The organism is Pseudovibrio sp. FO-BEG1, from assembly GCF_000236645.1.
Lineage (GTDB): Bacteria > Pseudomonadota > Alphaproteobacteria > Rhizobiales > Stappiaceae > Pseudovibrio.
Window position 1 is genome coordinate 3,416,109 of sequence record NC_016642.1, and the last position, 13,793, is coordinate 3,429,901.

The 13,793-nt window shown below is 52.5% G+C and carries 12 protein-coding genes; 6 read left to right on the forward strand and 6 right to left on the reverse strand.

Annotated features, from left to right (window positions below; translation table 11 throughout):
- Positions 1–34 precede the first annotated feature (34 nt).
- The 4 genes from PSE_RS15525 to PSE_RS15540 all read right to left on the reverse strand — a co-directional run bounded on the left by PSE_RS15525 (position 35) and on the right by PSE_RS15540 (position 3,766).
- Positions 35–964, reverse strand: coding sequence for a LysR family transcriptional regulator (locus tag PSE_RS15525; RefSeq protein WP_014285741.1), 930 nt, complete (start codon positions 962–964; stop codon positions 35–37).
- Between the two features lie 22 nt (positions 965–986).
- Positions 987–1,964: a quinone oxidoreductase gene (locus PSE_RS15530; protein WP_014285742.1), complete on the reverse strand. Its 978-nt coding sequence runs from the start codon at positions 1,962–1,964 to the stop codon at positions 987–989.
- A 162-nt stretch (positions 1,965–2,126) separates the two neighbouring features.
- On the reverse strand, positions 2,127–2,822 hold the full coding sequence (locus tag PSE_RS15535) for a phosphatidylcholine/phosphatidylserine synthase (RefSeq protein WP_014285743.1): 696 nt from the start codon (positions 2,820–2,822) through the stop codon (positions 2,127–2,129).
- A gap of 38 nt (positions 2,823–2,860) precedes the next feature.
- Positions 2,861–3,766, reverse strand: a complete 906-nt coding sequence (locus tag PSE_RS15540; RefSeq protein ID WP_051125921.1) for a DUF2182 domain-containing protein — start codon at positions 3,764–3,766, stop codon at positions 2,861–2,863.
- A gap of 270 nt (positions 3,767–4,036) precedes the next feature.
- Between PSE_RS15540 and PSE_RS15545 the strand changes: the two genes are divergently transcribed.
- Positions 4,037–5,299 carry a UbiH/UbiF family hydroxylase gene (locus PSE_RS15545; RefSeq protein ID WP_051125922.1) on the forward strand — a complete coding sequence of 421 codons (1,263 nt, stop codon included), beginning with the start codon at positions 4,037–4,039 and terminating at the stop codon, positions 5,297–5,299.
- Here PSE_RS15545 and PSE_RS15550 read toward each other — a convergent pair.
- Positions 5,296–6,246, reverse strand: a complete 951-nt coding sequence (locus PSE_RS15550; RefSeq protein ID WP_014285746.1) for an AEC family transporter — start codon at positions 6,244–6,246, stop codon at positions 5,296–5,298. The genes PSE_RS15545 and PSE_RS15550 overlap by 4 nt on opposite strands.
- 201 nt (positions 6,247–6,447) lie before the next feature.
- Here PSE_RS15550 and PSE_RS15555 point away from each other — a divergent pair, with 201 nt between their 5' ends.
- The 3 genes from PSE_RS15555 (at position 6,448) to hspQ (ending at position 9,100) form a co-directional block, all read left to right on the forward strand.
- The gene (locus PSE_RS15555; RefSeq protein WP_014285748.1) at positions 6,448–7,341 is read left to right on the forward strand and encodes a lysophospholipid acyltransferase family protein; all 894 of its coding nucleotides are present in this window, start codon (positions 6,448–6,450) and stop codon (positions 7,339–7,341) included.
- Between the two features lie 176 nt (positions 7,342–7,517).
- Positions 7,518–8,555 carry a CoA ester lyase gene (locus tag PSE_RS15560; RefSeq protein ID WP_014285749.1) on the forward strand — a complete coding sequence of 346 codons (1,038 nt, stop codon included), beginning with the start codon at positions 7,518–7,520 and terminating at the stop codon, positions 8,553–8,555.
- 212 nt (positions 8,556–8,767) lie between these two features.
- On the forward strand, positions 8,768–9,100 hold the full coding sequence (gene hspQ / locus PSE_RS15565; RefSeq protein ID WP_008546550.1) for a heat shock protein HspQ: 333 nt from the start codon (positions 8,768–8,770) through the stop codon (positions 9,098–9,100).
- A gap of 117 nt (positions 9,101–9,217) precedes the next feature.
- Here the strand turns inward: hspQ and PSE_RS15570 are convergent, their stop codons facing one another.
- Positions 9,218–9,832, reverse strand: a complete 615-nt coding sequence (locus PSE_RS15570) for an invasion associated locus B family protein (RefSeq protein ID WP_014285751.1) — start codon at positions 9,830–9,832, stop codon at positions 9,218–9,220.
- A 301-nt stretch (positions 9,833–10,133) separates the two neighbouring features.
- On the opposite strand from PSE_RS15570, the gene PSE_RS15575 reads away from it, so the two are divergent.
- On the forward strand, positions 10,134–11,996 hold the full coding sequence (locus PSE_RS15575) for an extracellular solute-binding protein (RefSeq protein ID WP_014285752.1): 1,863 nt from the start codon (positions 10,134–10,136) through the stop codon (positions 11,994–11,996).
- A 116-nt stretch (positions 11,997–12,112) separates the two neighbouring features.
- Positions 12,113–13,786, forward strand: a complete 1,674-nt coding sequence (locus PSE_RS15580) for a class I adenylate-forming enzyme family protein (protein ID WP_014285753.1) — start codon at positions 12,113–12,115, stop codon at positions 13,784–13,786.
- The last annotated feature ends 7 nt before the right edge of the window (positions 13,787–13,793 follow it).

The following is a 13,793-nucleotide window of genomic DNA, read 5'->3' on the forward strand; positions in this document are numbered from 1 at the left end:
CAAAAGAACAAAAAAGAGCGCTTATTGATGCCATTTAGGCATCAGATGATGGAAGCATCTTTTCCAATCTTGCAACAGCCTGCTCTAGAAAGATCGCAGGAGCCAGAGCAAGACCGCGCAAAGACGAGGTAATGATGCAGAAATGCCCGCGTGTCAGCTGCTCATCTGCAAGAGGTTTGAACAACAACCGTTCATTGGCCAGCTCCTCTTCAAGCCCCACCACAGTCTGAAACGCCACCATCTCGCCTGACCGCACCAAATGCTTCATGAAGCGCAAAGAGTTTGCCTCTACACTGCTTTGCCCATCAGCGGAGCTATGAGACAGAGCCACATCCAAACGAGCCCGAATGGAAATGCCCGGAGCAGGCATGGCAACCGGATACTCAAAGCACCGTGCCAGGTTCAACTGCTTTTCGCCCGCCAATGGATGTGAAGGAGCAACGATCGCCCCAATCTCCAGCGCTTTCTTGTAGGTGATCTTGAGCGCGTCTGTATCTGGCGGTTCAAACGTGAACCCGACATCTACCTCAGCCTTCTCAACGGCCTCAGCGACCCGCTCAGCACCCATCACCTGCACGTCCACGTGAATGCCGCTGTAGTCCTTGTGAAACTTGGCAATCACCTCAGGCAACAAAGCTTCCGTAACACTCTCAACCGTTGCGATAGAAACCACACCACGACGCAGCCCTTTGAGCGCATCCAGTTCGGCACCGGTTGCCTCCAAGTCGGAAAGTGTGCGCCGGATATGAGCGAGCAGAATTTCACCAGCTGAAGAAAGGCGTATCGTGCGGCCCACCCGCTCAAACAACTCCATCCCAAGCTGTTTTTCCAGCGTCAGGATTTGCCGGTTCACAGCGGATGAGGCCACATTGAGTTTGCGTGCTGCTGCTCGAATAGAGCTTTCCTCTGCCGCCGCCGCAAAGTAGCGCAGCGCTGGGCCGTAAAGATACCGCGATCGATCCATCAACGTCCTGATCCCCCAGCCATCAAGGTATGATCACAGTGGCACCGGTGGACTTACGCCCTTCCAGATCAGAATGAGCCTGCGCAATGTCCTTCAGGCTGTAACGCTGGTTAATCTGAATATTGATAGTACCATCCGCCACAGCAGCAAACAGATCACCTGCCGTCTCTTCCAGTTCCCACCGCTCAGCAATGTAGTTGAACAGCGTCGGACGCGTTGCAAACAGCGAGCCTTTTTGCGAGAGGATCGCCATATTGAACTCAGGCAGCGGGCCGGAAGACTGACCAAACGAACACCACAGTCCGCGAGGCCGTAAACAATCCAGTGAGGCCGGAAATGTATCCTTGCCCACGCTGTCATAAACCACATCACAGCCGCGGCCATCGGTGATCTGTCGCACGCGGGACACCCAATCCTCGGTCTTGTAGTTGATCACGTACTCATAGCCGTTGTCAGACGCCAACCGCGCCTTCTCTTCAGAACTCACAGTACCAATGACGGTGGCACCAAGCGCAGACGCCCACTGGCCAACGATAAGGCCAACACCACCAGCCGCCGCGTGGTATAGCAGCGTCGTGTCTGCATCCACCTTGAAGGTTTCGCGCAGCAGATAGCGCGCTGTCATGCCTTTCAGCATCAGCGCAGCCGCCTGCTCATCACTCACACCTTCCGGGATTTTCACAAGAACACTGGCTGGAATGTTCCGCTCTTCCGCGTAAGCCCCCAGCGGACCGGCATAGGCAACACGGTCTCCTAGCGCAAAGTCCGTCACACCCTCCCCAAGCGCGACAACAATGCCAGCTCCTTCGTTGCCGGGTACAAACGGCAAACCGTTGGGAGCCGGATATAGGCCGGAACGGAAATATGTATCGATAAAGTTGAGCCCAATGGCCGTATGGCGAATCCTGACTTCACCAATCCCCAGCTCTGGCAGGTCCACATCCACGTGTGTCAGAACGGATGGATCACCGGTTTTTTCAACGCGAACAGCATAGGCCATATGGAATTCCCCTTATAAACGGCTGGATGCGGAGTTTGGACAGATTGCCGTTAAGTTGCAAGCGTCTTTGGTGAAACTCTATTCCACAGAGGAAAACCTGATCAGCAAAACAAAAAAGCCCGACCAAATGGCCGGGCTTTCAAAACTCATCAAGATCGAGAATCACATCTTGCGAAACACCTGGTGCAAAGCACCCACGCAGAAGAGGTAAAGGCTCGTTGCAGTAATCAGCGCAAACAGCCAGGTTTCGATTACGAAATCCTGATAAAGCGCCATGGCAAGTGCCGCACTCCATACCATGAGAATGCTCAGGGTCAGCGGGCGCCATTTGACGGTACGCACTGGATGAACAAACTCAACCGGTGCGAAGGTCAGCACAGAGCACAAGACCACCATGCCAATGATGATCCATGGCGGAGACTGCAGCGCAACCAGCACAACGATCACCATGTTCCAGACACCTGGGAAGCCCAGGAAACCGCCGCTTTCGGTCTTCATGTTGCCGTCAGCGAAGTAGATCGCGCCGGTAAACACAATGATCGCACCAGACAGAAGGCCCCAGAATTCTGAGAGAAGCCCGCTCTGATAAAGCGCAAAAGCTGGCAGAAAAACGTAGGTCGCGTAATCGATAACCAGATCCAGAATAACGCCGCTCCAACGCGGCAGGCGATTCTGAATGTCATATTTACGTGCTAAAGGACCATCCAGCCCGTCGACAACAAGTGCGACCCAGAGCCAGAAAAACATCAAAGGCAGGTTGCCGTTCGCTCCTGCGACAAGCGCAAGCAACGCAATGGGCGCACCCAATGCGGTAAGAAGGTGAATGAGGAACAGCCGGGAGTTGGTCTGACCGGTCAACTTGGGGTCCTTTGTTATTCTTTAAGTGCAGGTACCACTTAGAACAATCTATCACCCAAAGCTTCAAAAAGAGGTAAGTCCGCCCGAGCGAAATAGATGTTTGCACCGCCCCATAGCAGAAGCGCGATACCTATTCCATAGCTTGTAAACGGTGTTTTGCTCTTTTTTTCAAGTGTCATTATGAGACCAAGCAGCGCGATCCAGATAATATTCATGATTCCCACTGCAAACATGAGCACCATTAGTGCCCAGCAGCACCCCAGACAGTACAAACCTTGTTCGATTCCAAACTGGAAGGCGTTCTGCTTTTGCTCGCCGGAGTGTACGGCCAAAGCAACATTTGGCGTCCGGCATCGGTCCAGACAGGCCTGCTTGGCAGGCGTAAACTGATAAATCGCCGCTGCAATCACGGTGGTGATGGTAAGGCTAGAAAACACAGGCATCATCATTGGGCTCATTACGCCCAGCTCATGAAGCAGCCCCTGCGCCACAGTTGCGACTACGGAAAACGCAGTCCAGACGGCCAGATAACCACCAGCAACAACATAGATCGCCTTACCACCCCGCGCTTCGTGATAGGTCTGCAGCATTGGCATGGCAGTTGGTAACATCATGGCGAGCACCATCATGAACCACATCACAAACAGCAGAAAATAGTCATAGAGGCCCATGTTGATGAGGCCCGGCATACCAAAAGCTTCCTGCGCCAATGGCAGACACAGCGAGGCGAGCTGCACGCGCACATGCTCTGGCAGGCCCTTGAACATGTTGAACTGATTGAACAGTTCCATGCCCGGCCCCATTTCGCCCATGTCCATGCGGCTGATCATATCGATCACCATAGCCGCCAGATAAACCCAGCCCAGCACCACAGCTCCGCCCAGCACAATGTAAGGGAGCCGATAGGACAACTGAAAATCTGTCTTCGGACTGGTAAGCGACATAACCGACCTCGAAATCATTCAGGACATCCAAAACCCATTGGTTTCGGAACCAGCGCAATGTATGCAGCTTCTCTAATAGACCAGTAATTGTCCCAATGCGACATTGATTTAGTTCAAATCTAAACTAGGCCCTGCGACATGGTGAAGCTGGCGCTGCGATAGTTACGCTCTTTTCATTAGGGGACTATACGCCTGCGCTACCTTGAAACCGATAGGTTTTATCCCCTAGATACTCAAGGATAGAACGCAAACAAAATGCGGAATGAAAAAATGGCAGCCAATCTTGCATCTGACAGCACCAAAGGCCAAAGCAAAAACAACACGCCTTCGCAGGAAAAGAGCTATGATTGCGCTGTTATAGGCACAGGCCCCGCAGGCATGATTGCCGCACTGGCACTGGCCAGCAACGGGCTTGAAACTGTTCTGATTGGCCCGCCAGTCAATCTGAATGATGCCCGCACCACAGCTCTCATGGACGCTTCCCGTCAGTTTCTGGACAACATCGGCATCTGGAAAGACCTGCGCGCATCCTTCACTCCGCTGGAAAAAATGCGCCTGATTGATGGTACAGATCGTCTTATTCGCGCTCCGGAAACAACCTTTGCAGCCTCTGAGCTTGATCTGCCTGCATTCGGCTACAACATCCTCAACAAGGATCTGAATCGCGTTCTGTTTGATCTGGTCAATGCGAACGAGTTCATCGAGCTCGTGGAAGACACCATCAAAAACGTGAGCAGCAACAACCATAAGGCAACCATTGAGCTGAACAACACACAGGACCTGACTTGTCAGGTGGTGATTGGTGCCGATGGCAGAAACTCAGTGGTCCGCCGCGCTGCAGGCATTGAGACGAAGAACTGGAAGTACCCACAAGCGGCGCTCGTTCTCAACCTCAAACACGATCTACCGCACTACAACATTTCAACCGAGTTCCACCGCAACACCGGCCCATTCACCATGGTGCCACTGCCAGGCAAGTCTTCCTCACTTGTCTATGTGGAGACACCGGAACGCGCTGAAGAGTTAAACAACTACAAAGACGAAGCGCTAGAGGCAGAACTGGAAAAGCTCAGCAAGTTCGTCCTCGGCTCTTTGAAGCTGGCAAGCCCGCGTCAGGTCTATCCACTCTCAGGTCTGACCGCCGTTCACATGAGTGGCAACCGCTCTTTGTTGATGGGTGAAGCCGCCCACGCCTTCCCACCAATCGGCGCACAAGGCCTCAACCTGTCTTTGCGCGATGTGGCCGTTGCCACAGAACTGCTTGCAAACGCCAAGCACACAAAGGCTGATATGGGATCAGCAGAACTGCTGCAAAAGTACGATCGTAGCCGCAAAGCAGATGTCATCAGTCGCACAACAGCAGTGGACCTGCTCAACAGGTCCTTGCTGACAGATGCCCTGCCCGTGCAAATGCTGCGGTCCATGGGGCTTTATACAGCCTCAAGAATCCCACTCGTCCGCCGCCTGCTTATGCGCGAAGGCATTGCTCCTTCCTGGAGCCTGCCAACGCTGATGCGCGCGCAGAACAATTAAGGCACGAGTATTCCGGACTGAATGAGATAGATGAGCGTTGGCAGCGTGAGTACCGAGGCCAGCGTTCCATAAAGCACGGCAGTCGACGCCCGCTCCACATAGGCAGAATAATGCTGCGCCAGCACATAAACATTCGCTGCTGGCGGCAGCGCTGCCATCAAAACTGCCGTTGAAATCCAAAGACTGTCAAAGCCTCCAATCCATTCCAGCAGAATGAACACAAGAACCGGATGCACAACCAGCTTAATCAGCAGCAGGATCGGCAGTTCCTTTGCTGTTCTGCGGCTTGGCTGCAAAGCGATGGTCACACCCATGGCAAACAACGCACAGGGCGCTGCTGCCTGACGCAGGAACGATATCGTTTGATCAATCGCCACCGGTGGCTTGAACTCAATTGCCGCTGCCAAAATGCCTGCAAACACCGCCAGAATGAACGGATGTGTGACAATCTTCTTGAAGATCTCTAAGGCCAACGGTCCCACTTTGATGTTCTGAGACCCACCAATGGACATCATCATCGGCACCAGAATAAACAGCAGGATCGTATCAAAACACAGGATCAAAGCCGTTGGAACAGCTGCACCAGCACCCAGCACAGCCAGCGTAACCCCGGGTCCCATGTAACCGATATTGGAATAAGACCCAACCAACGCCTGAACAGTCGCCTCTCCAATGCTTCCCCGCAGAATAAACCGCGCAAAAGAATAAGCCACAGCGAACATGGCAAAGGTTGAAAATGTGGTTGCAGCTACAAAATCAAAGGTGGCCAGCTCTTCCAGCGGAGTTTCGGAAAGCAGCTGAAAAAACAAGGCAGGTAGCGCCAGATAAACCACAAAAAAGTTCATCCACGCCAAACCATCGCGCGAAAGCTTCGCACCACGACCAGAAACGAACCCTAAGAAGATGAGAAGGAAAAATGGCATTGCCAAATTCACAACATTGAGCATCTAAACCATTTCCCCATGCAATTCTTTGGTGTTCTCCGCTTCCGACTGGAGAATGAGTTGCTTTTGAAAGACTGATTGGCTAATCACCATGACCGAGTTGAGCGTATATAGCCATTCTACAGAGGTTGGCATACCGGCAACTACGACACTATAGTATGCGAGTAAACGGAACTGGAAAGCTCCATCCGCCCAAAGGCCAATATGAAAGCTAAAAAATCCCGTCGCCCCCTTACACGTCGTGAGAAGCTCAGCTACCGAGCTGAATGGCTGGCGCTTAGATTTATCGGCGGAATTCTGCGCTCTCTGCCACTGGATTGGTCCTCCGCATTCATGGGAAATGTCTGGCGCATCGTCGCGCCGATGACCCATCGGCATGCTCGCGCCAAAGCCCACATCATGGCCGCCTACCCGGAAATGACGCTCAACGAAGCAGACAAAATTATCCGGGATATGTGGGAAAATCTGGGTCGCGTCGCCGCTGAGACCGTTTTGCTCTCCAAAATCCACAAGGATAAGAGCCGCGTTACCTATGCAAATCCAGAGGTCTTTGCACCGTCCGTCGGCGAAGGTGCCGTTCTGGTCACCATGCACTCAGGCAACTGGGAAGTGGTTTCAGACAAGGCTGAGGAACTGGGTTTGCCGCTCGCAGGTGTCTACCAGAAGCTCAAGAACCCCTACTCCGAATCCTATCTTATTGAGCGACGTAACTTTCTTTACAAGCTCGGCCTGTACTGCAAAGGCCACGACACCGGCGCAAAAATCATTTCAATCCTGCGTAAAAAAGGATCTGTAGCCTTTGTCGCAGACGTTCGGGATCGCCGCGGCGTGAAGATTGACTTCTTCAAGCAACCCTCGGCCGCAACGCACATCCCTGCTGCGCTGGCCCGCACCATGAACAAGCGGCTCATCGCTGTGGTTGCCCGCCGCAAAAAAGGCGCCCGCTTCGAGATTCTCGCCAAAGAGATCCCGGTTGCCCGCACCAAGGACCGCGTTCAGGACGCCATCACCACAACGCAAGCAATGCATGACCAGTTCGAAGAATGGATCCGGGAAGAACCATCCCAGTGGATGTGGATCATGAAGAAGTGGATTTAATCAGGCCATTTCAACGCTAAGTGTGAGATGATGAGCAATCACCTAAGCTGCTCAAACCACTCTACCTAAATGCAAATGTCTTCAGGACTTAGCCCAAAGAGCTGATTTTGCACCGCACAATTATCTGTATACTCTCTCCCTGAATTTCCATTTCGGCTTGGGAGGGAGCTAGCCAGATGAAAACCTATCGTTCCTTTTATAAACCTCTGGCCATTGGTGCTCCGACACCGTTTGCTGAGCCACCTGTCGCGCTGGAACGCATGATCCACTTCGTGCCGCCGCACATCGAAAAGATGCGTGCAAAGATCCCGCAGATGATTTCTCAAGTGGACGTTATTCTCGGCAATCTGGAAGATGCCATTCCAGCCGATGAAAAGCTGAATGCCCGCGAAGGCTTCATCCAGATGGCCAACGAAAACGACTTTGGCTCAACCAAACTCTGGACGCGCATCAACTCACTGGAAAGCCCGTGGGTTCTGGACGACATCACCGAAATCGTCACTCGTTGCGGCAACAAGCTGGACGTGATCATGCTGCCGAAAGTCAACGGCCCATGGGATATCCATTATCTGGATCAGCTGCTCGCACAACTGGAAGCCAAAGCAGGCGTCACCAAACCAATCCAGATCCATGCCATTCTGGAGACGGCAGAAGGTGTCAACAACGTAGAAGCCATCGCAACAGCCAGCCCACGCATGCATGGTATGAGCCTTGGCCCAGCAGACCTCGCAGCTTCCCGCGGTATGAAAACAACCCGCGTTGGTGGCGGACATCCGGATTATCAGGTTCTGGCAGACGCCGATGGCGATGCACCACGCACCCGATACCAACAGGATCTCTGGCACTACACCGTTGCTAAAATGGTAGACGCCTGTCTCGCCGCAGGCATCAAGCCATTCTACGGTCCATTCGGAGACTTCAGCGACCCTGCCGCCTGTGAAGCACAATTCCGCAACTCCTTCCTCATGGGTTGCCTGGGCACATGGACCTTGCATCCAAGCCAGATCGGCATTGCGAAATCCGTCTTCTCCCCTGAACCGGAAGAGGTAAAATTCGCCCGCAGAATTCTGGAGGCAATGCCAGATGGAACCGGTGCTGTCATGCTGGACGGGAAAATGCAGGACGATGCCACCTGGAAACAGGCAAAAGTGATTTGTGACCTCGCGGATCTGGTGATCTCCAAAGACCCGGATTTGGCAGAAGCCTACACATAATCAATCCTGAAGAGTGGTCAACACCACTCTTCAACCCTTCGGATGTGCATATCAATGAAATGTGAGGAGCTATTCATCCCCAAACGTCACATTTTGATCGGTTTGTGCTGCCTCTCGCCTCTTTGCTGCGCTATATAACTTGACAATAAGCGCGCAACATGACCTTTAAGGCGCCCTGACAAGATACAGTATCTTCGAAAGCTTGGTGGATTATGGAGACAATTAGAACCGCGAAATTCAGAATTGGACAGGTCGTTCGTCACCGCCTGTACCCGTTCCGTGGCATAGTCTTCGACGTGGACCCAACATTCGACAACACTGAAGAATGGTGGGAGTCAATTCCCGAAGAAGCACGTCCAAGCAAGGACCAGCCTTTTTATCACCTTCTGGCTGAAAACGCTGAAAGTGAATACATCGCCTACGTCTCGGAACAAAATCTGGAAAAAGACGACAGTGGCGAACCTGTGCGACATCCGCAGGTCGAAGAATTTTTTGATGAAACAACCGATGGCGACTACATCGTCAAGGATGTAGAGATCCATTAAGGCCTATTGCTGAACGCCGCTCATGGAAACAGCAGTCATCGTGATCAAGAGATCAATAAAAACCCGAAGGAAATAATTTCCTTCGGGTTTTTTGATGCCTAAAGCGCGGAAACCAGATTACTGGTTTGCCTGACGCTGCTGCTCAATCAGCTTCTGACGAGCGGCTTCTGCGCGCTTCTGAAGTTCAGACTGCAGGCGCTCCTGCTTTGCCTGGAGTTCTTCAGGCTTGATCGCTTCACCATCATAAATACGTGTGAACCCTTTCAAGGTCAGATCGAATGGACGAGCCTTACCCTGCTGGTTCAATGTGGTGATGATCAGCTTGCCACCCTTTTTCAGGCTACCGATAAAGGTGTCATCAATAACCATTTCGGCAATACAAGCGTTTGGAAAACAAATTGTATACTTCGCTTCAGACTGTTTGCCACCATCTACCTGAACACGCAGACCCGGCTGGATCAGCATTCCAGGAGGAACAGCAAGGTGCAGCAGTTTGCGGCTTTCGCCGGTCACTTCACGCACAACAGCCTGCGCAAGGAACTGGCCAGTGTCCGTGCGCAGTTCTTGTGTAATAAGGCAGAATTCCTTCTTGGATTTTGGATCAGTATTACACACTTTCACCCAAGCATCTTCTGCTTGTGCATTCTGTGCAACACTGGTGTCAGCAAAGCCAACTGCGGCCATTGCTGCAATAATCCCACCAGTCAGAACGCCCTTGAAATTAACGGCCATCCCAAATTTCCTCAAAGTTTGATCCGGTGCAAAACAATGCCTCCGGCAATTACGCAGCAACCAATTTCTAGGTTCAACAGTGTTTTGACTGCTTGTTCGGCGCCAAGCATACTCAGAACAGAGCTGAAAAAAAGGCAACGCACCTGTTAAATGCTACTTATGTACTTCTTTAAACACCTCGAAGCCATTTTTCCACCTATAGATTGGGGTGGTTACTGTCCTTTTCCAAAGCCTCGTAGGCTGAATTTTCCTCAGAATCGTATTATTGCTAGTTTCTGCGGACGCCCTAGGAGAAATTCGAATGTCTCATTTCCGATCCTATGTGAATGGAATAAATAAATTTGCGAAGGGTCTTGTTGTCCTTTCCGGTGTGGCAACATTAGCTTACTCAACCGCCCTTGCACAGGATACGGTGCCATGGAGCCATGGTATTGCAATGCATGGCAAACCTGCTCTGCCAGCAGATTACACCCACCTGCCCTATGCCAATCCTGAAGCACCTAAAGGTGGTCGTCTCTCTCTCGGCGTTCAAGGTACTTTTGATAGTCTGAATTCCTTTGCCCTCAAAGGAGCATGGACCTCTGCGCGCGGCATGAAAGAGCGCCAGATGGGTAACTACATTCTGGAAAGCCTGCTTCTGCGCAGCAACGATGAAGCATTCACATTGTATGCACACCTTGCAGAAGCAGTGCGTATGCCGGAAGAGCGCAACTGGATCGAGTTTCGCTTAAATCCGAATGCGAAGTTCTCCAATGGAGACCCGTTAACCGTTGAGGATATTATCTTTTCTCTGGAAACCATCCGCGATCATGGCCGCCCGCCATACGCACGCTGGTACGGAAAAGTCGTCAACTTCGAAAAAACCGGGGAGCGCTCCGTAAAGCTGCACTTTAAAGATGGCAGCGACCGTGAACTGCCACTCCTCATCGCACTGGCTCCGATTTTCAACAGTCGGACAACCGATCCGAAGACCTTTGGCAACACCACGCTGACACCACCAGTCGGCACTGGTCCTTATATTTTCTCAGAAATCAATCCGGGCCGTCGTACCACTTATACGCGCCGTGACGATTACTGGGCCAAAGACCTGCCACAGAAAATCGGTTTCGATAACTTCAACGAAGTCACCGTCGACTATTTCCGCGATTACAACGCCCTGCAGGAAGCCTTCCGCAAAGGCGATACCGAAGCCCTGATCTACGCAAACCCAAGCCTCTGGGAAAGTGCTGGCAATTTCCCGGCGTTCGAAGAAGGTAAGGTGGTCAAAGACGTATTTGAACGCGGCACCCCGCCAGCGATGACTGGCATCGCCTTCAACACTCGCCGCGCACAGTTTGCAGATAAACGTGTGCGTCAGGCCCTAGGAATGCTGCTCGACTTCAAGTGGATCAACAGAACCCTGTTCAACGGTCTGTACCAGCGCACTGACGGCTACTGGGACAACTCAGAGCTTTCCTCCATCGGTCGCCCTGCGAGTGAGATGGAAAAGAAACTGCTTGAGCCATTTCCGAACGTCGTAACTGATGATGTCCTTGCTGGCACATGGCGTCCATCAGAAGCTGATGGCTCCGGACGCGACCGCAAGGTGCTGCGCGATGCATTGAACCTCTTCAAACAAGCTGGCTACAAACTGGATCAGGGCAAACTGGTTAACGCTGAAACCGGCGAGCCGTTTGCATTCGAAATCCTCGTGCGGGTTCAGGATGAAGAGAAAGTCGCTCTGGCCGTGCAAAGAACTGCGAAGCTTCTGGGCATCGATCTTGCAGTGCGCATGGTGGATGCAGCACAGTTTGAAGAACGTCGCGCCTCTTTCGAATTCGACGCCCTCTTCAACACCTGGTTCGCTTCACTATCTCCGGGCGGCGAGCAGTACGCCCGTTGGTCGTCTCAGGCAGCTGACACCAAAAGCTCCAGAAACATCGTTGGCGCAAAAGAACCTGCCATTGATGCTTTGATTGATGCCATGGTCGCAGCCCGTAGCCGCGAGGAGTTCGTTGCCACAGTGCGGGCTTTCGACCGTGTTCTGATCTCCGGCTTCTATGCAATCCCGCTCTATCACGCCCCGGCTGAATGGGTCGCGCGCTGGACCACAGTGGAGCATCCGGAGAAGACACCGCTATACGGCATGCAGTACGACAACTGGTGGGATGCACCTAAAGAGTAGATAAACACATAAAAATTAGGCTGCGTTCTTGATGAAGGCAGCCTACTCAACAAAAGTGTCTATTAACCAACTTGCCGAATCTCGAATTTCTCAGTCGCCTAGCGGACTTACCTTAAATGATACTGTCAAATACCGATGCCATTGCAAACCACAGCACAACAGGAGTTTGGGGCAACATCACCCTTGATATGCTGTTCAGACGTGCGGCGCAAAAACATCCAAACCGCTTGGCACTGGTAGATGCACCTGACAGAGAAAAATGGACAGGCGGCAAACCACGCCATCTGACCTACGCCGAGGCAGAGCAGGAAATCAGCCGGATTGCAGGCTTCTTCGCTGCTGTTGGCATGGAACCAGACCATATTCTTGGCCTGCAATCCCCGAACACAGTCGACAATGTTCTCTGTATACTCGGTGCGTTACGCGCTGGCCTGATCGTATCCCCCTTCCCGCTGCACTGGCGCCACTCTGAGATCCTTCGTGCGCTCAGTACAGTGGACGCCAAAGCACTGATCACCGCGGACCGCGTTGAAACACGAATGCTTGGCGAAGAAGCACGGGATGCGGCAGCTGACTTCTTCTCTCTGCGTTTCGTTTTCGGCCTCGGCAGTGACATTCCTGACGGCCTCATTGATATGGCGCCGATGCTGGCCGAAAACGGAGATTCCTTCGCTGAGCCGGTCATTGAGCGCGAAGGCGCGCCAGCCAATCACGTGGCAACGCTCACATGGGTTCATTCAGGCGCTGAAATCAGTCCAATCCCGCGCAGTCATAACCACTGGGTCTCCACAGGCCTGATGCCGTTTCTCGAGACAAGACTGGAGCCCGGTGCACGCATTCTGCTGCCATACATTCTCTGCGGAATTACAGGGATTGGAGCAGGTTTAGTGCCATGGCTGCTGAGCGAAGGTACGCTCCATCTCCATCATCCACACGCTTTATCCACATTGACGGATCATGCACGCTCCATCGAGGCAAATTATATTTTGACCCCTGGACCGCTTGCATCCCACATCGATGGAGCGTTGGAAGGGTGGAGTACAAACACCGTTGCCACATGGTCCATCACCTCACCAAAACCTGCAAAATACCAGGCAAAAGGTGTCGTCACAGATCTCCATGTGCTCGATGAATATGCAATGGTGGCACATCTGCGCGGAACCTCAGATCAGCCTGTACCATTGATCCCAGGCAATCAGTTTGCCCCAAGCACATCCACCCATGGGCCATGCCTAATTAATATTGATCCAATTGAAATTAATGAGGAATTCTCACAGGAATCCGCGAAGGCGGAAACCGGATATCACCTCAAACTCAAGGGCGCGATGGTCCCGGATGCAGACTGGCCATCCAATGACTCGCACCTCACTTTCTTCAGCAACGAACAGGGTGAGCACGGCCTGATTACCGAAATCCCTGTTGGCGTACATGAAGTTACAGGAGCCATTCACGGCTTCGGCACACCTGGTCAAAGAGCCCCCGGATTGCTCGAGCTGGAACGTCTCGACGAGATATACAGTGAATTCTCGGGGGTAAAAGAAGCGGCTGCTTTTCTGGTAGAAGATGAATTAATGGGTGCACGCCTAATGGTCGCAGTGGTACCGTCAGAAGGTCTTCTCGTTGATGTAGAAGCCTTTTACGCCTACCTCGACGCATCACGCGTGAGCCTGACAATGATGCCACACAGAATTCTGTCACTGCGCGCTCTGCCAATGACGGAAGATGGCCGCGTAGACAGACAGAAATTGACCAGACGCTCCCAGCCAAAACCGGTGGAAGCGGTTGCCTGAGAGGATG

Excerpts from the sequence above, each read along its gene's own strand:
- PSE_RS15525 (WP_014285741.1), bottom strand. The coding sequence starts at position 964 with ATGGATCGATCGCGGTATCTTTACGGCCCAGCGCTGCGCTACTTTGCG.
- PSE_RS15530 (WP_014285742.1), bottom strand. The coding sequence starts at position 1,964 with ATGGCCTATGCTGTTCGCGTTGAAAAAACCGGTGATCCATCCGTTCTG.
- PSE_RS15540 (WP_051125921.1), bottom strand. The coding sequence starts at position 3,766 with ATGTCGCTTACCAGTCCGAAGACAGATTTTCAGTTGTCCTATCGGCTC.
- PSE_RS15545 (WP_051125922.1), top strand. The coding sequence starts at position 4,037 with ATGGCAGCCAATCTTGCATCTGACAGCACCAAAGGCCAAAGCAAAAAC.
- PSE_RS15550 (WP_014285746.1), bottom strand. The coding sequence starts at position 6,246 with ATGCTCAATGTTGTGAATTTGGCAATGCCATTTTTCCTTCTCATCTTC.
- PSE_RS15555 (WP_014285748.1), top strand. The coding sequence starts at position 6,448 with ATGAAAGCTAAAAAATCCCGTCGCCCCCTTACACGTCGTGAGAAGCTC.
- PSE_RS15560 (WP_014285749.1), top strand. The coding sequence starts at position 7,518 with ATGAAAACCTATCGTTCCTTTTATAAACCTCTGGCCATTGGTGCTCCG.
- hspQ (WP_008546550.1), top strand. The coding sequence starts at position 8,768 with ATGGAGACAATTAGAACCGCGAAATTCAGAATTGGACAGGTCGTTCGT.
- PSE_RS15570 (WP_014285751.1), bottom strand. The coding sequence starts at position 9,832 with ATGGCCGTTAATTTCAAGGGCGTTCTGACTGGTGGGATTATTGCAGCA.
- PSE_RS15575 (WP_014285752.1), top strand. The coding sequence starts at position 10,134 with ATGTCTCATTTCCGATCCTATGTGAATGGAATAAATAAATTTGCGAAG.
- PSE_RS15580 (WP_014285753.1), top strand. The coding sequence starts at position 12,113 with ATGATACTGTCAAATACCGATGCCATTGCAAACCACAGCACAACAGGA.